The sequence below is a fragment of the Flaviflagellibacter deserti genome (assembly GCF_042652085.1).
Classification (GTDB): Bacteria; Pseudomonadota; Alphaproteobacteria; order Rhizobiales; family Methylopilaceae; genus Flaviflagellibacter; species Flaviflagellibacter deserti.
Map to the genome: position 1 here is coordinate 605,298 of NZ_JBHSJF010000006.1, position 16,843 is coordinate 622,140.

General features: G+C 63.4%; 15 protein-coding genes. 13 read left to right on the forward strand and 2 right to left on the reverse strand.

Annotation, left to right across the window (positions count from 1 at the left end; genetic code table 11):
• Positions 1-4 precede the first annotated feature (4 nt).
• Genes nuoL through ACFPFW_RS09960 form a run of 6 tightly spaced genes read left to right on the forward strand, consistent with a single transcriptional unit; the run spans position 5 to position 7,892 of the window.
• Positions 5-2,161: an NADH-quinone oxidoreductase subunit L gene (gene nuoL / locus ACFPFW_RS09935; protein ID WP_114955762.1), complete on the forward strand. Its 2,157-nt coding sequence runs from the start codon at positions 5-7 to the stop codon at positions 2,159-2,161.
• A gap of 1 nt (position 2,162) precedes the next feature.
• Positions 2,163-3,677 (forward strand): NADH-quinone oxidoreductase subunit M, encoded by a 1,515-nt coding sequence (locus ACFPFW_RS09940; RefSeq protein WP_114955761.1) that lies wholly within the window; start codon positions 2,163-2,165, stop codon positions 3,675-3,677.
• Positions 3,678-3,695: 18 nt separating this feature from the next.
• The gene (gene nuoN / locus ACFPFW_RS09945; RefSeq protein ID WP_114955760.1) at positions 3,696-5,138 is read left to right on the forward strand and encodes an NADH-quinone oxidoreductase subunit NuoN; all 1,443 of its coding nucleotides are present in this window, start codon (positions 3,696-3,698) and stop codon (positions 5,136-5,138) included.
• The gene (locus ACFPFW_RS09950; RefSeq protein ID WP_114955759.1) at positions 5,138-5,965 is read left to right on the forward strand and encodes a biotin--[acetyl-CoA-carboxylase] ligase; all 828 of its coding nucleotides are present in this window, start codon (positions 5,138-5,140) and stop codon (positions 5,963-5,965) included. The genes nuoN and ACFPFW_RS09950 overlap by 1 nt, the downstream gene beginning before the upstream one ends.
• The gene (locus ACFPFW_RS09955) at positions 5,962-7,635 is read left to right on the forward strand and encodes a ribonuclease J (RefSeq protein WP_114955758.1); all 1,674 of its coding nucleotides are present in this window, start codon (positions 5,962-5,964) and stop codon (positions 7,633-7,635) included. The genes ACFPFW_RS09950 and ACFPFW_RS09955 overlap by 4 nt, the downstream gene beginning before the upstream one ends.
• Complete coding sequence (locus ACFPFW_RS09960) at positions 7,635-7,892, forward strand: DUF1467 family protein (protein ID WP_114955757.1); 258 nt, start codon at positions 7,635-7,637, stop codon at positions 7,890-7,892. The genes ACFPFW_RS09955 and ACFPFW_RS09960 overlap by 1 nt, the downstream gene beginning before the upstream one ends.
• Before the next feature lie 425 nt (positions 7,893-8,317).
• On the opposite strand, the gene ACFPFW_RS09965 is transcribed toward ACFPFW_RS09960, so the two are convergent.
• Entirely contained in the window at positions 8,318-8,650 is a 333-nt protein-coding gene (locus ACFPFW_RS09965; RefSeq protein ID WP_114955756.1) for a PilZ domain-containing protein, read from the reverse strand.
• Between the two features lie 66 nt (positions 8,651-8,716).
• Positions 8,717-9,985, reverse strand: a complete 1,269-nt coding sequence (locus ACFPFW_RS09970; protein ID WP_114955755.1) for a PAS domain S-box protein — start codon at positions 9,983-9,985, stop codon at positions 8,717-8,719.
• Between the two features lie 151 nt (positions 9,986-10,136).
• Here ACFPFW_RS09970 and ACFPFW_RS09975 point away from each other — a divergent pair, with 151 nt between their 5' ends.
• The 7 genes from ACFPFW_RS09975 to ACFPFW_RS10005 all read left to right on the forward strand — a co-directional run bounded on the left by ACFPFW_RS09975 (position 10,137) and on the right by ACFPFW_RS10005 (position 16,839).
• The gene (locus tag ACFPFW_RS09975; protein ID WP_114955754.1) at positions 10,137-10,721 is read left to right on the forward strand and encodes an ANTAR domain-containing response regulator; all 585 of its coding nucleotides are present in this window, start codon (positions 10,137-10,139) and stop codon (positions 10,719-10,721) included.
• Positions 10,718-11,866, forward strand: coding sequence for a CmpA/NrtA family ABC transporter substrate-binding protein (locus ACFPFW_RS09980; protein ID WP_114955753.1), 1,149 nt, complete (start codon positions 10,718-10,720; stop codon positions 11,864-11,866). Before ACFPFW_RS09975 ends, ACFPFW_RS09980 begins: the two co-directional genes overlap by 4 nt.
• Before the next feature lie 297 nt (positions 11,867-12,163).
• Entirely contained in the window at positions 12,164-13,474 is a 1,311-nt protein-coding gene (locus tag ACFPFW_RS09985; protein ID WP_114955752.1) for a CmpA/NrtA family ABC transporter substrate-binding protein, read from the forward strand.
• A gap of 23 nt (positions 13,475-13,497) precedes the next feature.
• Positions 13,498-14,397: a nitrate ABC transporter permease gene (gene ntrB / locus ACFPFW_RS09990; RefSeq protein WP_114955751.1), complete on the forward strand. Its 900-nt coding sequence runs from the start codon at positions 13,498-13,500 to the stop codon at positions 14,395-14,397.
• A gap of 11 nt (positions 14,398-14,408) precedes the next feature.
• Positions 14,409-15,206 (forward strand): ABC transporter ATP-binding protein, encoded by a 798-nt coding sequence (locus ACFPFW_RS09995; RefSeq protein ID WP_114955750.1) that lies wholly within the window; start codon positions 14,409-14,411, stop codon positions 15,204-15,206.
• Complete coding sequence (locus ACFPFW_RS10000; RefSeq protein ID WP_114955749.1) at positions 15,206-15,634, forward strand: globin family protein; 429 nt, start codon at positions 15,206-15,208, stop codon at positions 15,632-15,634. The genes ACFPFW_RS09995 and ACFPFW_RS10000 overlap by 1 nt, the downstream gene beginning before the upstream one ends.
• Entirely contained in the window at positions 15,631-16,839 is a 1,209-nt protein-coding gene (locus ACFPFW_RS10005; RefSeq protein ID WP_114955748.1) for an NAD(P)/FAD-dependent oxidoreductase, read from the forward strand. The genes ACFPFW_RS10000 and ACFPFW_RS10005 overlap by 4 nt, the downstream gene beginning before the upstream one ends.
• Positions 16,840-16,843: the final 4 nt, after the last annotated feature.

Consider the following 16,843-nt stretch of genomic DNA (forward strand, 5'->3'; position numbering starts at 1 on the left):
CGCCATGTATCAAGCGATCGTCTTCCTGCCCCTTATCGGCGCGATCATCGGCGGCTTCGTCTCGCTGATCGGTGCCAACAGCGTGCGTCGCGCGGAACTGGCGGAGGCCGGTGGTCATGGCCACGGCCATCACGGCCACGACCACGTCCACCTCGTCGAGCAGCCGCAGGACCCGACCATGGGCCACGACGCCCATGCGGACGCGCACGATGACCATGGCCATGGCGACCACGACGACCATGATAGCCATGGTCCGATGCAGCCGGTCGCTCCCGGTGCGCGCGCGGTCGAGCTGATCACGACCGGTTTCATGGTCGTCGCCGCCGTCCTGTCCTGGGTCGCGTTCTTCCAGCATGGCCTGGGCGAACACGAGGCCGAGCGCGTTCAGATCCTGCGCTGGATGACGTCCGGCGCGCTCGAAGTCGACTGGGCGCTCCGCATCGATACGCTGACCGTCGTGATGCTTGTCGTCGTCAACACCGTGTCGACGCTCGTTCACCTCTATTCGATCGGCTACATGCACGAGGATCCGCAGCGGCCGCGGTTCTTCACGTATCTGTCGCTGTTCACCTTCGCCATGCTGATGCTGGTGACGTCGGACAACCTGGTCCAGATGTTCTTCGGCTGGGAAGGCGTCGGCCTCGCGAGCTATCTCCTGATCGGGTTCTGGTACACGAAGCCATCGGCCGTCGCGGCCGCGATCAAGGCCTTCGTCGTCAATCGCGTCGGCGATTTCGGCTTCGCGCTCGGCATCTTCGGCGTTTTCGTGCTGTTCGGCACGGTCTCGTTCGACACGATCTTCGCGGATGCGCCCGGCAAGGCGGACGCGACGATGGCATTCCTCGGCTGGCCCCAGGCGAGCGCGATGACCGTCCTTTGCCTGCTGCTCTTCATGGGCGCGATGGGCAAGTCCGCACAGTTCCTGCTGCACACTTGGCTGCCGGACGCGATGGAAGGTCCAACCCCGGTGTCGGCGCTCATCCATGCCGCGACCATGGTGACCGCTGGCGTGTTCATGGTGGCGCGCCTGTCGCCGCTGTTCGAGCTGTCGCACACCGCGCTCGAGGTTGTGATCTTCTTCGGCGCAACAACGGCCTTCTTCGCCGCGACCGTCGGCCTCGTTCAGAACGACATCAAGCGCGTCATCGCGTATTCGACCTGCTCGCAGCTCGGCTACATGTTCGTCGCGCTCGGCACCGGAGCCTATTCGGCCGGCATCTTCCATCTGTTCACGCACGCCTTCTTCAAGGCACTCCTGTTCTTGGGAGCCGGCTCGGTCATCCACGCGATGCACCACGAACAGGACATGCGAAAGATGGGCGGTATCCGTCGCCTGATTCCGGCTACGTATTGGATGATGCTGATCGGCACCGTCGCGCTGACCGGTCTCGGTATCCCCATGACCATCATCGGCACAGCCGGGTTCTTCTCGAAGGACGCGATCATCGAGTCGGCGTTCGTCAGTCATGCCTCGATGTCGACCTATGCCTTCATCCTCCTCGTCATCGCGGCCGGCTTCACGAGCTTCTATTCGTGGCGCCTGGTGTTCATGACCTTCCACGGCACGCCGCGCGCGTCGTTCGAAACGATGAAGCACGTGCATGAATCGCCGATGGTGATGCTGGTCCCGCTGTTCGTCCTGGCGGCCGGCGCTCTTCTCGCGGGCCTCCTCTTCCACGACGCCTTCATCGGCGAGCATTACGCTGAGTTCTGGAAGGGTGTCCTCGCGGGCGGTGCGGAGCCGGAAATCCTGGAGCACATGCACCACGCTCCGGCCTGGGTGAAGTCATCGCCGTTCGTGATGATGGCCCTCGGTTTCGTGGTGTCCTACTGGTTCTACATCAAGGACCCGCAGCTCCCGGTTCAACTCGCCCGCCGTCACGACGTTCTGTACCGCTTCCTGCTGAACAAGTGGTACTTCGACGAGCTCTATGACTTCCTTTTGGTGCGCCCGGCCAAGCGGCTTGGCCACTTCCTCTGGAAGACCGGCGACGGAAAGATCATCGACGGGCTCGGCCCGGACGGCGTCTCGGCTCGGGTGATCGACGTGACGCGCGGCGTGGTCCGGCTGCAGACCGGCTACGTCTACCACTATGCCTTCGCGATGCTGATAGGCGTCGCGGCCCTGTTTACCTGGTTCATGCTGGGCGGAGTGCACTGATATGACGGACTGGCCCATCCTCTCCGTCATCACCTTCCTGCCGCTCGTCGGCGCGCTGTTCATCCTGATGCTGCGCGGCGAGAGCCCGGCGGTGATCCGGAATGCGCGCCACATCGCGCTCTGGACGACGCTCGTCACCTTCGCGGTGTCGCTCTTCATCGTGGTGAATTTCACTTACGGCACTCACGACTACCAGTTCGTCGAGAAACAGCCGTGGCTCGGCAGCACGATCACCTATCACATGGGCGTCGACGGCATTTCCATGCCGTTCGTCATCCTCACGACCTTTCTGATGCCGCTCTGCATCCTCGCGAGCTGGCAGTCGATCGAGAAGCGCGTAAAGGAATACCTGATCGCGTTCCTCGTGCTCGAAACGCTGATGATCGGCGTGTTCTGCGCGCTCGATCTGGTGCTGTTCTATCTGTTCTTCGAGGGCGGCCTGATCCCGATGTTCCTCATCATCGGCATCTGGGGCGGACCGCGCCGCGTCTATGCGAGCTTCAAGTTCTTCCTCTACACGCTGCTCGGTTCGGTGCTGATGCTGCTGGCCATCATGGCGATGTACTGGCAGGCCGGAACGACCGATATCCCGACGCTGCAGGCCTATGACTTCCCGGCCTCGATGCAGACTTGGCTATGGCTCGCCTTCTTCGCCTCGTTCGCGGTGAAGATGCCGATGTGGCCGGTCCACACCTGGCTGCCGGACGCGCACGTCGAGGCGCCGACAGCGGGCTCGGTCATTCTGGCCGCGGTCCTGCTGAAGATGGGTGGCTACGGCTTCCTGCGGTTCTCGCTGCCGATGTTCCCGGATGCGTCCGAGTTCTTCGCGCCGCTCGTCTTCACGCTCTCGGTCGTGGCGATCGTCTATGCCTCGCTCGTCGCGTTGATGCAGGAAGACATCAAGAAGCTGATCGCCTATTCGTCGGTCGCCCATATGGGCTTCGTGACCATGGGCATCTTCACGCTGAACCGTCAGGGCATCGACGGCGCAGTGTTCCAGATGATCTCGCACGGCGTGGTCTCGGGTGCGCTCTTCCTCTGCGTCGGCGTGGTCTACGACCGCTTGCACACCCGCGAGATCAAGGCCTATGGCGGCCTCGTAAACCGGATGCCGGTCTACGCCACCATCTTCATGCTGTTCACGATGGCCAATGTCGGCCTTCCGGGCACGTCGGGCTTCGTCGGCGAATTCCTGTCGCTGCTCGGCGCCTTCCAGGCCAATACCTGGGTCGCGTTCTTCGCGACGACCGGCGTCATCCTCTCGGCAGGCTATGCGCTCTGGCTTTACCGCAAGGTGATCTGGGGCGAGCTCGACAAGCCGAGCCTGAAGTTCATGACGGACCTGTCGCTGCGCGAATTCGTCATCCTGCTGCCTCTCGTCGTGCTGACGATCCTGCTCGGCGTCTGGCCTGAGCCGATCTTCAATGTGACGACGGCCAGCATCGAAAACCTCCTCACACAGTCGGCGACCGCGTCGACTCTTACGATTGAACCCGCCGCACTCGCTGCGCGCTGACCTCGGACAGTTTCGACCATGAACGGCCAATTCTTCGCCGACCTCGCGCCAGCCCTGCCGGAAATGCTTCTGGCGGGCGGAGCGCTCTTGATGGTTCTGGTCGGCGCGATCGGCGGTGACCGGTCGTCGGGTCTGATCAACGTCCTGGCGGCGATCCTTCTGCTCGCGGCTGGTGCGGCTCTCGTCACGGCGTCGCCCGAAACCAAGGTGCTGTTCAACGGCGCTTTCACCTGGGACGCCTATGCGCGCTTCCTGAAGGTTCTCGTCATCGGCGGCGCGCTGATCGCGCTCATCATGAGCTTCGATTATCTGCGTCACGAGAAGCTGCAGCGTTTCGAGTACGCGATCCTAGTCGTGCTCTCGACGACCGGCATGCTGATCATGATCTCGGCATCGGATTTGATCGCGCTCTATCTCGGCTTCGAGCTGCAGAGCCTTGCGCTCTACGTCATCGCCGCGATCCATCGCGACAATCTGCGGTCGACGGAAGCTGGCCTGAAATACTTCGTCCTCGGCGCGCTGTCGTCGGGCATGCTGCTCTACGGCTGCTCGCTGATCTACGGCTACGCCGGCACAATCTCGTTCGCGGGCATCGCGCAGTCGGTCCAGGCCGGCAACGCGCCGACCGGACTGATCTTCGGCCTCGTCTTCCTGTTCGCGGGCCTCGCCTTCAAGGTGTCGGCCGTGCCGTTCCACATGTGGACGCCTGACGTCTATGAGGGCGCGCCGACGCCTGTGACGGCGTTTTTCGCCGCGGCTCCCAAGGTCGCGGCGATGAGCGTGTTCGTCCGTGTCGCCATCGACGCCTTCCCGAACATCCTCGACCAGTGGCGCCAGATCATCGTCTTCATCTCGATCGCCTCGATGATGCTCGGCGCGTTCGCCGCCATCGGTCAGTCGAACATCAAGCGACTGCTCGCCTATTCGTCGATCGGCAATGTCGGCTACATCCTTGTCGGCCTGTCGGCCGGCACGTCCAACGGCGTGCAGAGCGTGCTGATCTACCTCACGGTCTATGTCATCATGACGCTCGGCTGCTTCGCGGTCGTGCTCTGCATGCGTACGAAGGACGGCCGGCTGGTCGAGAACGTCGATGATCTCGCCGGTCTGGCCCGCACGCAGCCGCTGATGGGCTTCGTCATGGCGATGATGATGTTCTCGCTGGCCGGCATCCCGCCGCTCGCGGGCTTCTTCGCCAAGTTCTACGTCTTCCTGGCCGCGATCGAGGCCCAGCTCTATTGGCTTGCGGTCATCGGCGTCGTGACCAGCGTGGTGGGCGCGTTCTATTATCTGCGCATCGTCAAGATCATCTATTTCGACGAGGCGACGATCGAGTTCCAGCGCATGCCGTTCGAACTGAAAGCGATCATCGCCCTGACCGGCGCGTTCGTGCTCTTCTACTTCATCTTCCCAGCGCCGATGGTGGCCGTCGCGGGAGCCGCCGCCAACAGCCTGTTCTGATGGGATTTGAACTCGGGACGCTCGCTCGGGACGCAGGATACGACCTCCTAGCCTTCGATACGGTCGGCTCGACCAATGCCGAAGCCCTGGCGCGTGCCCGCGTCGGAGTGGCAGGGCCAGTCTGGGTCGTGACCCGGCACCAGACGGCGGGTCGTGGCAGGCGCGGGCGTGCTTGGGAGACGCCCGAGGGCAATCTCGCGGCCAGCCTTTTGGTTTCCGTCGAAGCTGATCGTCCGCTCGCCGCGACGCTCGGCTTCGTCGCCGGGCTTGCGCTCAATCAGGCGATCCGGACCGTTGCTCCGAATATCGCGGTCGCGGTCGGCGTGGACGGCCTCGACGAGCCGCGCGGGCCCAAGCTGACCCTGAAATGGCCGAACGACGTCCTCGCGGACGGTGCCAAGGTCGCCGGCATCCTGCTTGAGGTCGACGCTCTGGCTGATGGCCGGCTGGCTGTCGTGATCGGGCTCGGGATCAATGTCGCGGCCGCGCCAGACGGGCTCCCTTACGCCGCGACCTGCCTGAAGCGCCTCGGCTCGGATGCGACCGCCGAACAGCTGTTCACCGCTTTAGCTGACGCCTGGGTCGGCTTCCATGCGATTTGGGACGAGGGCAGGGGGCTGTCCGAGATACGCCGCCTCTGGCTGGCTCAGGCTGCGGGGCTTGGAGCGCCGGTAGCCGTTCGGCTCGGCAATGATATTCTGCGCGGCACGTTCGAAACGCTCGATGAGGATGGCCGGTTGATAGTTCTGACCGCTGACGGCGCGCGCCGCACGATTGCTGCTGGCGAAGTCCATTTCGGCGCCGCGGCCACGGCGGCATTGCAATGAGCACGACAGACGGAAACGACCTCGTCTTCCTGCCACTCGGCGGCGTGGGCGAGATCGGCATGAATATGGGCCTCTACGGCTACGGGCCGCCACGCAATCGCCAGTGGATCATGGTCGATTGCGGCCTGACCTTCGGCAATGCGGCGGAGACGCCCGGTGTCGACCTGATCTTCCCTGACATCCAGTTCGCGCTTGGGCTGAAGCAGAACCTGCTCGGCCTGATCATCACGCATGGTCACGAGGACCACTTCGGCGCGGTTCTCGACCTCTGGCCGAAGCTGAATATTCCGCTGATTGCGACCCCCTTCACCGCCAACCTGCTGGCGGCGAAATCGGCGGGCGAGAAGCGCGGTCCGCAATTGCCGGTCCAGGTGGTCTCGCCGAGCGGCAAGATCGAACTCGGCCCGTTCAATATCGAATTCGTGCCGGTCGCCCATTCGATCCCCGAGGCGAATGCGCTTGCGATCCGCACGCCGGCCGGCCTCGTCGTTCATACCGGCGACTGGAAGATGGACAAGAAGTCCCATCATTTCGGCGTCACTGACGAGTCGCTGTTCCGGGCGCTCGGCGAAGAGGGCGTGATCGCCGTCATCGGCGATTCCACCAATGCCACGAGTGACGGCCATTCGCAGTCCGAAGCGGACGTCCTCGAAGGCATCAGCGAACAGATCCGGAGCGCGCCGGCGCGTGTCGCGGTCACGACCTTCGCTTCGCATATTCCTCGTATCCGGACGGTTGCCGAGGCGGCGGTCTCGGTCGGCCGTGAGATCGTCGTCGTCGGCCGAGCCATGGAGCGCACGGTGATGGCCGCGCGGGAGACCGGCTGGCTCGACGGCGTCCCGGAATTCCGCTCGCCGGACGTGTTCGGCTATCTGCCGCCGGACAAGGCGCTTCTGCTTCTCACCGGCAGCCAGGGCGAGCAGCGGGCGGCTCTCGCCCGCATCGCCAATGACGATCATCCGGAGATCAGCCTGTCGCGCGGCGACCGGGTGATCTTCTCCTCGCGCACCATTCCGGGCAATGAGCGCGAGGTGAACAAGATCATTAACGCGCTGATCGATCTTGGCATCGAGGTGGTCACCGATCGCGATGCGATGGTGCACGTGTCGGGTCATCCTCGTCGCGGCGATCTGGAAGAACTTTATACTTGGCTGAAACCGCTCGCGGTCGTGCCGGTGCACGGCGAGGCGATGCATCTGCACGAGCACGAGAAGCTCGTTCGGAAAATGGGCATCCCGTTCGTCGGCCGGGTGCGGAACGGCAAGATGTTGCGGCTGGCGCCTGGCGCGCCCGAGGTCATCGCCGAGGTACCGGCCGGGCGGCTCTACAAGGACGGCGATCTGGTCATGGCGAGCGACGAGCCGCTCCGCCAGCGCCGCCGTCTGGCCTTCGCGGGCGTTGCTTCCGTCGCAATCGCTATCGATCAGAAGGGCGAGATCGCCGGCGATCCGGAGATCGAACTGAGCGGCTTCCCCGAGAAGGATGCGGAGGGCGAGAAGTTCGACGACATCGTCCATGATGCCGTCCTCGATGCGCTGGAAAGCCTGCCGCGGCCGAAGCGCCGCGATCCGGTCTTCGTAGCCGACGTGCTCCGCCGTGCAATCCGCGCCGAGATCAATGCCTGCTGGGGCAAGAAGCCGGTGTGCCACGTTCTGGTGGTGGCTCTCTGATGGATATCGGCAGTGCGATCGCGATCTATTTCCTGATTTGGTGGATCGGCCTTTTCGCCGTTCTGCCGTGGGGCGTCCGCTCGCAGCACGAGGCGGGAGAGGTTGTTCCCGGTACCGATCCCGGTGCGCCCGCGACTCCGCGGCTTCTGCGCATCGTGATCATCAACACGATCTTCGCGACCGTCATCTTCGTGGCGTTCTATTGGGTCTATACCCGCCACTTGATCTCTCTGGACGACATTCCGTTCCTTCCCTGAAGAAACGGCCGCAAATCGGTCGTACAAAAGAAAAAAGCAAGGCTTTCGCCTTGCTTTTCTTTGAGTTCCTGCGGGCTCGTTAGGGTCGAGATGCGGGATCGACCTTTCGTCGTAATCGCCGTGTGCGGGACAGCGATTAAAGAGCCTCTTTTCCTCCCAAGACTTGAACCCGTTCACGCCATGAGCGTGGCAGGCCTCTTTTTGTGGCAATGATGCTACGCCAAGGACCAAGCCATTGTCACTATGGGGAAATGGGTGTCACGAAAGTTTTTTAATGTCATGGAACCGCCTCATTTTCCGACGGTCTATCGGGTGATTTATGAAACAAATCAATCCCTTAAACTCGGTGACATGTTGCCGGAAAGCAGCAGTGGCTAAAAAACGATCTGCTCAAATTTTCGCCACATGCGAGTCAAGCGCTCGTTTTAGCCCCGGCGAGGCGAGACTCGGCTGAGTTGTGCGATTTCGTCCGGCGACAAACGGATCGGATCTTCCTCCGGGCGAAGGAAGCGGATTCCGAGCTCGCCCTCGCGCATCCAGACCACGGCCGCAGGCGAAAGCGTCGCGAATGCCTCGTCGTAAATGCGGATCTCGACGGGCAGGGGGCGGACGGATTCGAGCCTCAGGCGCGCTCCGCTTTCCGAGCGGTCGGAGATCCAGCATTCGGCGAGAAGGCGGTTCGAGCGATCGAAGACTTTTCCGGCGCGAAGGCGCGTCGGCCAGCGCTTCGTGTTTCGCTTGTTGTCGTGCTCGGCCATGAACCCCGCCGTATCTTATCCGGCGGATTGTCACGCGCGAGGATGGATCGAGGCTGACTTCGAGGATCAGGCCTTGGTGAGTTCGGCGATCTGTTTCTTGAGCGCCTTCGTCTCCTCGAACTTCTTCGTCACGTCGCGCACGACGGAGGCCATGCCAATGACCGAGCCGCTGGCATCTTTCATGAGAACGATGGTGAACTCGATCGAGATGCGGCGGCCGTCCTTGTGCTGGCCCGGGACCGCCAGAAGGTCACCTGCGCCGTAACGGCTTTCGCCGCTCGCCACGGTCTCGTGATAGCCCTCCCAGTGCCGGTCACGGAACGGTTCCGGGATGATGATATCAAGCGACTGGCCAAGAGCGTCCTGTTCGCTGAAACCAAAGATGCGCGTGGCGCCGGGGCTCCAGAAGACGATCGTGCCTTTCCGATCGCTCGCGACGATACCGTCCGAAAGGCTTTCAAGCAGAGCCTGGCCGATGTCGGGGACACCCAGGCCGGCGCTTGGTTTGAACTGGGTCTTGGCTTCCAAAGTCGCGGACTCCGTTGCGGCCGGCTTGCTTTCTTCCTCGATCAGCTCCTCGACCGGGCCGAAGAACTCGTAATGGATGCGATCGGTCGGAACACCGGCTTCGGCCAGTCCGTTGACGAATGTACGCATGAACGGGATCGGGCCGCAGACGAAGTAGTCGGCTTCTTCAATTGGCGTGTGCGCCTTGAGCCAGTCCATGGTCAGCCGGCCGGCTTGGTCATAATCCCGACCCGAGACGTCGACGTCGCGCGGCTGCGAGTAGAAGAAGGTCGCCGACGCGTCGGGCAGGCTTTCGACCAGCTTTCGGACATGCTTGCCGAAGCCGTGGGTCGAGCTGCTGATCGTCGAATGGATGAACTGGACTGGCGACTTTGTGTGGCCGGCTGCGATCGCCTCCAGCATGCAGACCATGGGTGTGAGCCCGACTCCGCCGCTTAGAAGGACGATCGGGCGTGCATGGTCCGGCTTGAGTATGAAGCTGCCCGAGGGCGGCATGACATTGATCACTGTGCCGGGCGCGACATGGTCGTGCAGCCATTTCGAGACGGTGCCGTTCGGCTCGCGCTTCACCGAGATGCGATAGGTCTCGCCGTTTGGGGCCGAGGATATCGAATAGTTCCGCTTCTGGGGCGGCAGCCCGGGCACGTCGAAGAGGAAGCTGAGATGCTGGCCCGGCAGGTGACGGGGCACCGGCTTACCGTCGACCGGGCGGAGCACGAAGGATGTGATGATGTCGCTTTCCGGTGTCTTGCTCTCGACCGAGAACGGCCGGGTGCCAATCCAGGCAGGGTTTTGAGCGAAATTCATCGTGGGGAATGCGCCTCCGATAGCGCGACGACAACAGCGGGCGAGGCGCGATTACCGCACGTGTCGGTAGCCCTGCAACAGCGACCAAACGCCCGGGATATCGGGCGGAGCATGGCGTGCTAATTGCTTTACGCGTCTCAGATGCCGGGGGATTCTAGTGCTGCGTGTGCTTGTCGTCGATCAGGATCGGAAGCGCGCCGAGATCGTGGAACAGGCGCTCAAGGAGGATCCGAACCTGGACGTGCAGATCGCGGCAGGCGGCACCGGCTACCTGCTCGATCTGCTGCGCCAGATCGAACCGGACGTTCTGATCGTAGATCTCGATCTGCCGGACCGTGACACGATCGAACAGTTGAGGGTCGCCAGCCGCGAGCGGCCGCGCCCTATCGTCATGTTTGTCGACCAAAGCGACACCGATGCGATGAAAGCCGCGGTCAGTGCCGGCGTCAGCGCCTATGTCGTCGACGGACTGAAGGCGAGCAGGGTAAAGCCGATCCTCGATGTGGCGGTCGCGCGCTTCCAGGAATTCGAGAATCTTCGCCGGGAACTGGACCTCGCCAAGACGTCGCTTGCCGAACGCAAGCTGATCGATCGCGCCAAGGGCATTCTCATGAGCGCGAAGGGTCTGAACGAGGAGGACGCCTATAATCTCCTGCGCTCCAAGGCGATGAACGAGCAGAAGAAGGTGGCCGAGATCGCGCAATCGGTCATCACCGCCGCGGAACTGCTGAAATGATCAAACTGCGCGCCGGCTTCGTCCAGCTCGTCGATGCGGCCGTTCTGATCGCCGCCGCCGATCGCGGCTTCGCGGAGGCCGAAGGCGTGAATCTCGAACTCGTCCGTGAGGTTTCCTGGTCGAACGTCCGCGACAAGCTCAATCTTGGCCATTACGAGGCTGCGCATATGCTGGCGCCGCTGGCGATCGCCGAAAGCCTCGGGCTCGATTATGCGCGGGTGCCGCTGACCAGCCTTTTGGTGATGAACCAGAACGGCAATTCGATCCTGTTCGGCAATGAGACCTACGCGGCGCTGCTGGAGCATGCGCAGGGCGATCTGGACGATCCCGCGGTTTCGGGAGCAGCGCTGAAGAAGCTGATCGAGGCCCGCGCGAAGGCCGGCGAGGAGCCGCTGACCTTCAGCATGACCTTCCCGTTCTCGAGCCACAACTACCTGCTGCGGTTCTGGACGGCGGCGGCGGGGATCGATCCCGACGAGGATATCCGGCTCGTCGTCCTTCCGCCTCCCTATATGGTCGACAGCCTGAAGAATGGACATGTCCACGGTTTCTGCGTCGGAGCTCCATGGCCGAGCATGGCGGTCGAGGCCGGAATCGGAAGGATCGTCCATTTCGGCTCGGACATTCTGGCGACGTGTTCGGAGAAGGTGCTTGCGGTGCGTTCCGCATGGGCGGCAGAGAATCGCGATTCGGCTCTGGCGCTCACTCGTGCCCTTATTCGCAGCACAGTATGGTGCGCGACCCCGGAAAACCGGGTGGAGCTTGCACATATTTTGGCCGCTCCAAGCCGCATGAATCTGTCACCGGATCTCATACTCCGGGCGCTGGAGGGCAGGCTTCGGATGGACGCGAACGGGCGCATCCGGGAGAACGCGCAATACCTCGTTTTGTCGTCCGCCGCGGCGCGCCCGGATGTGCGCCAGGGACTATGGCTCTATGCCCAGATGGTCCGCTGGAATCAGGCGGAATTCTCGTCCTCGCATATGGATGCCGTGAACGCCTGCCTGTCGCCCGAACTCTTCGACGCCGCGCTGTGCACGATGGCCCGGAAGACGGTTCTCGACGACGGCATTGGCGCGTTCAGCGGGCCGGCCTTCGATCCGACCGACATTCCCGCTTACCTCGCCGCCCTGGACCCGAAGTGACTGCTCATTCAGCAGGCATGCACAACAATTAATCTTGCGATTGGACTTCTTCCAAAGCGATAAACACAGTCGCTGACAAGCGCAGCGATTTGCGGTGGCTGTGCGGCCACTTAGGTGCGAACTCAGGTTTGGCACGGCGCTTGTAAGCACCAGATTTGCTCGCTCCGTCCTCCCTGGAGAGCGCGCTTCGCACCCAACGATGGGTGCTTTCATAAGCGATGCCGCTGTTTCGCCCTGGCCTCCGGCCCGGTGCGGACAGCGGCTTTTTTGTTTTTCGGCTTCGCGAAAGGACGGGCAATGAGCGACGGGATCGAGAACGGCAAGGGCATTACGAGGCGCGGACTGATCGGGACGGCTTCGACTGCGGCCTTGCTCGCAGCGGCCAAGACCGCGTTGCCGTTCGGAGCCAGCATCGCTCACGCGGCTGGCCCGGAAACGACCGAGGCCGTGCTCGGCTTCATCGCATTGACTGACGCCGCTCCGCTGATCGTCGCGAAGGAAAAGGGTCTGTTCGCGAAATACGGCATGCCCGATGTCGAAGTGGTCAAGCAGGCGTCGTGGGGCACGACGCGTGACAACCTCGTCCTCGGCTCGCAAGGGTCCGGTATCGACGGCGCGCATATCCTGACGCCGATGCCGTATCTGATCTCAGCCGGCAAGGTGACGCAGAACAACGTGCCGCTGCCGATGTACATCCTGGCGCGGCTGAACCTCGACTCCCAGGGAATTTCTGTCGCCAAGGAATACGAGGGCCTGAAGGTCGGCGTCGATTCCTCGGTCCTGAAGGAGGCCTTTGCCAAGAAGAAGGCGGCCGGCACTCCGGCCAAGGTCGCTATGACCTTCCCGGGCGGCACCCACGATCTGTGGCTCCGCTATTGGCTTGCCGCCGGCGGCATCGATCCGGATTCCGATGTCGAGACCATCGTCGTTCCGCCGCCCCAGATGGTGGCGAACATGAAGGTCGGCACGATGGACGCTTTCTGCGTCGGCGAGCCGTGGAACGAGCAGCTGATCCATCAGGGCATCGGCTACACCGCCTGCAACACCGCCGAGATCTGGAACCGGCACCCCGAGAAGAGCTTCGCCATGCGGGCGGACTGGGTGGACAAGAACCCCAACGCCACCAAGGCGCTGCTGATGGCCGTGCAGGAAGCCCAGATCTGGTGCGACGACATGGCGAACAAGGACGAGATGGCTGACATCGTCGGCAAGCGCGCTTGGTTCAACGTTCCGAAGAAGGACATCATCGAGCGCATCAAGGGCAATTACGACTACGGCAATGGCCGGGTCGAGGCGAACAGCCCGCACTTCATGAAGTTCTGGCGCGATCACACCTCCTATCCGTTCCAGAGCCACGACGCATGGTTCCTCACGGAAGACATCCGCTGGGGCAAGTTCGCAGTCGACACCGACGTCAAGAGCATGGTCGCCAAGGTCAACCGCGAGGATCTGTGGCGTGAGGCGGCCAAGGCGATCAGCGCCAAGGCCGAGGACATCCCGGCCTCGACATCGCGCGGCAAGGAAACCTTCTTCGACGGCAAGGTCTTCGATCCCGACAAGCCGGCAGACTATCTCGCCAGCCTCACCATCAAGCGCGCCGCGGCTTGACCGCCCGACAAGGAGGAGAGGCCATGAGCCTGCCCGCAATCGAGACCGAAACGAAAGTCCACCGGCTGCCCGGCGCGGCGAAGGTGCTGGCCCTGCCGGCGCCGTCTTCCGCCGCCGCCCTGCAGTCGCGGGTCATGCCGCTCCTCCGCGCCTTGGCGACACGCATCGTGCCGCCGCTCGTGACGCTCGCAGCATTGCTGCTCATCTGGGAATTGCTGTGCAGCAGGACCGGCTCGAGCCTGCCACCGCCGTCGCAGGTCATCAACGACAGCTGGGAACTCATCATCGACCCGTTTTATGACCGGGGCGGCCTCGACAAGGGGCTCTTCTGGCACCTGTTCGCCAGTCTCAAGCGCGTCATGCTCGGCTACGCGATCGCGGCGGTCATTGGTGTCGCCCTTGGTACGCTGATCGGCCAGTCGACCTGGGCGATGCGCGGTCTCGACCCGATCTTCCAGGTGCTTCGCACCGTGCCGCCGCTTGCCTGGCTGCCGCTGTCGCTGGCCGCTTTCCGCGACGGCGAACCTTCGGCGATCTTCGTGATTTTCGTGACGGCAGTCTGGCCGATCGTCATCAACACGGCCGTTGGCATCCGCAACATCCCGCAGGATTACCGCAACGTCGCCCGCGTGCTGCGGCTGAACCCGGCTGAATACGCGATCAAGATCATGATCCCGGCGGCCGCACCGTACATCTTCACCGGCCTCAAGATCGGCATCGGCCTCAGCTGGCTCGCGATCGTCGCGGCCGAGATGCTGATCGGCGGCGTCGGCATCGGCTTCTTCATCTGGGACGCTTGGAACTCGTCGCTGATCAGCGACATCATCGTCGCGCTGACCTATGTCGGCATCGTCGGCTTCCTCCTCGACCGTCTCGTCGCTCTCGTCGCCCACGCGGTCACCCGCGGTACTGCGAACTCCTGAGGAGAACCGTCATGGCGAAACCTTATCTCTCGCTCGAATCCGTCGGCAAAAGCTTCTCTCGCGGTGCGGCATCCACCGAGGTGCTGAAGGAGATCGACCTCAAGGTCGAGCGCGGCGAGTTCATCTCGATCATCGGCCATTCCGGCTGCGGGAAGTCGACGCTGCTCAACATCGTCGCCGGCCTGACGGATGCCACGACCGGCGTCGTCCTGCTGGAGGACAAGGAGGTCAACGACCCCGGACCAGACCGGGCGGTGGTCTTCCAGAACCATTCCCTGCTGCCGTGGCTGACGGTCTACGAGAACGTCTCGCTCGCGGTCGACAAGGTCTCCCGCAAGACGCGGTCCAAGGCGGAGCGCCATGCCTGGACCATGCACAATCTCGATCTGGTGCAAATGGCGCATGCCAAGGACAAAAGGCCGTCCGAAATCTCCGGCGGCATGAAGCAGCGCGTCGGTATCGCCCGCGCTCTCGCGATGGAGCCGAAGGTGCTTCTGCTCGACGAGCCGTTCGGAGCGCTCGACGCACTCACCAGGGCACATCTGCAGGACTCCGTCATGCAGATCCATGCGACGCTCGGCAACACCGTGATGATGATCACCCATGACGTCGACGAGGCGGTGCTTCTGTCCGACCGCATCGTGATGATGACGAACGGCCCGTCGGCGCGGATCGGCGAGATTCTCGACGTGCCGCTGGCGCGTCCACGCAAGCGGCTCGAACTGGTGTCAGACGCGGCGTACATCCGCTGCCGCCAGGCTGTCCTGAAGTTCCTCTACGAGCGCCACCGTTTCGTCGAGGCGGCGTGATGGATGACCGTCACATCGCGCTCGTCCAGGAGAGCTTCCGGAAGGTTGCCCCGATTTCGGATGTCGCCGCCGATCTGTTCTACGGCCGCCTGTTCGAGGCGGCTCCGCATCTGCGGGGGCTGTTCCCCGAGGATATGAGCGAGCAGAAGCGCAAGCTGATGATGATGCTTGCGACAGCCGTGAACGGCCTGACCAAGCTCGAAACGATTGCGCCAGCCGTCGCGGCACTGGCGGTGCGGCACAACGATTACGGCGTCAAGCCGGAGCATTACGAGCCAGTCGGCGCGTCATTGATCTGGACGCTGGAGCAGGGGCTCGGGGACGGCTTCACGCCGGATGTGCGCGAAGCCTGGGTCGAGACCTACACCTTTCTCGCGGGCTTCATGAAGGACGCCGCCGCCTCCGCCGAGAAGGCGCGGGCGTCATGAAGGACCGGCTCGTCGTCATTGGAAACGGCATGGCCGGTATCCGCGCGGTGGAGGAGATGCTGGCGCGCGCTCCGGGCCGCTTCGACATCACCGTGTTCGGCGCAGAGCCGCATTTCGCCTATAACAGGATCATGCTCTCGCCGGTCCTGGCCGGCGAGAAGAGCTTCGACGACATCGTCTCGCATGGCGCCGATTGGTACGCGGAGGCGGGCGTCGAGCTTCGCCGTTCGGCTCCGGTCTCGGGGATCGACCCCGCGGCGCGTGAAGTAATGACGAGCGCTGGCGAGCGCATCTCCTATGACAAACTGATCCTCGCCACCGGCTCGCATCCGATCATGCTGCCCCTGCCGGGAGCCGAGCTCGACGGTGTCGTGAGCTTTCGCGACGCATTCGACGTCGACCGGATGGTCGTGGCGGCCGGCCGCGGCGGCCGTGCGGTGGTTATCGGCGGCGGCCTGCTTGGACTTGAAGCGGCCAATGGTCTGTTGGCGCGCGGGATGAAGGTCACGGTCGTCCACCTGATGCCCGGCCTGATGGAACGCCAGCTCGACGTCGAGGCCGGGCGGATGCTCCGGCGCGAGCTGGAAGGGCGCGGGATCGAGGTTGTCACCGGCGCGGTGACGGAAGCCATTCTTGGCACCGACCGCGTGACCGGGGTGAAGCTGAAACTCGGACCGGAGATCGAGGCCGATCTCGTAGTGATGGCGGTTGGCGTTCGGCCGAACGCGGATCTGGCGCGCAGCGCGGGTCTCGTCGTCGATCGCGGCGTGGTCGTCGACGACGAGATGCGGACTAGCGATCCGCATATCTTCGCGGTCGGCGAATGCGTCCAGCATCGCGGCTCCTGTTACGGGCTCGTCGCTCCGCTCTACGACATGGCGGCGGTATTGGCCAGGACGCTAGTGGGCGCGGGCGGTTCCTACGTTCCCGCGGCGACGGCCACGCGGCTGAAGGTGACCGGCATCGATTTGTTCTCGGCCGGCGATTTCGCGCCCGCCGAAGACCGCGAGGATGTCGTGCTGCGCGATCCCGGCCGTGGCGTCTATCGGCGACTCGTACTGAAGGACGACCGGCTGATCGGCGCCGTGCTCTACGGCGACACCGCCGACGGCGCCTTCTTCTTCAATCTGATCCAGAGCGGCGCCGACACCGCGCCGATCCGCGACACCCTGATCTTCGGGCCCGCGCTTTGCGCGGCCGCATGAGGCG

Coding starts and splice junctions, on each gene's coding strand:
- nuoL (WP_114955762.1), top strand. CDS start 5: ATGTATCAAGCGATCGTCTTCCTGCCCCTTATCGGCGCGATCATCGGC.
- ACFPFW_RS09940 (WP_114955761.1), top strand. CDS start 2,163: ATGACGGACTGGCCCATCCTCTCCGTCATCACCTTCCTGCCGCTCGTC.
- nuoN (WP_114955760.1), top strand. CDS start 3,696: ATGAACGGCCAATTCTTCGCCGACCTCGCGCCAGCCCTGCCGGAAATG.
- ACFPFW_RS09950 (WP_114955759.1), top strand. CDS start 5,138: ATGGGATTTGAACTCGGGACGCTCGCTCGGGACGCAGGATACGACCTC.
- ACFPFW_RS09955 (WP_114955758.1), top strand. CDS start 5,962: ATGAGCACGACAGACGGAAACGACCTCGTCTTCCTGCCACTCGGCGGC.
- ACFPFW_RS09960 (WP_114955757.1), top strand. CDS start 7,635: ATGGATATCGGCAGTGCGATCGCGATCTATTTCCTGATTTGGTGGATC.
- ACFPFW_RS09965 (WP_114955756.1), bottom strand. CDS start 8,650: ATGGCCGAGCACGACAACAAGCGAAACACGAAGCGCTGGCCGACGCGC.
- ACFPFW_RS09970 (WP_114955755.1), bottom strand. CDS start 9,985: ATGAATTTCGCTCAAAACCCTGCCTGGATTGGCACCCGGCCGTTCTCG.
- ACFPFW_RS09980 (WP_114955753.1), top strand. CDS start 10,718: ATGATCAAACTGCGCGCCGGCTTCGTCCAGCTCGTCGATGCGGCCGTT.
- ACFPFW_RS09985 (WP_114955752.1), top strand. CDS start 12,164: ATGAGCGACGGGATCGAGAACGGCAAGGGCATTACGAGGCGCGGACTG.
- ntrB (WP_114955751.1), top strand. CDS start 13,498: ATGAGCCTGCCCGCAATCGAGACCGAAACGAAAGTCCACCGGCTGCCC.
- ACFPFW_RS09995 (WP_114955750.1), top strand. CDS start 14,409: ATGGCGAAACCTTATCTCTCGCTCGAATCCGTCGGCAAAAGCTTCTCT.
- ACFPFW_RS10000 (WP_114955749.1), top strand. CDS start 15,206: ATGGATGACCGTCACATCGCGCTCGTCCAGGAGAGCTTCCGGAAGGTT.
- ACFPFW_RS10005 (WP_114955748.1), top strand. CDS start 15,631: ATGAAGGACCGGCTCGTCGTCATTGGAAACGGCATGGCCGGTATCCGC.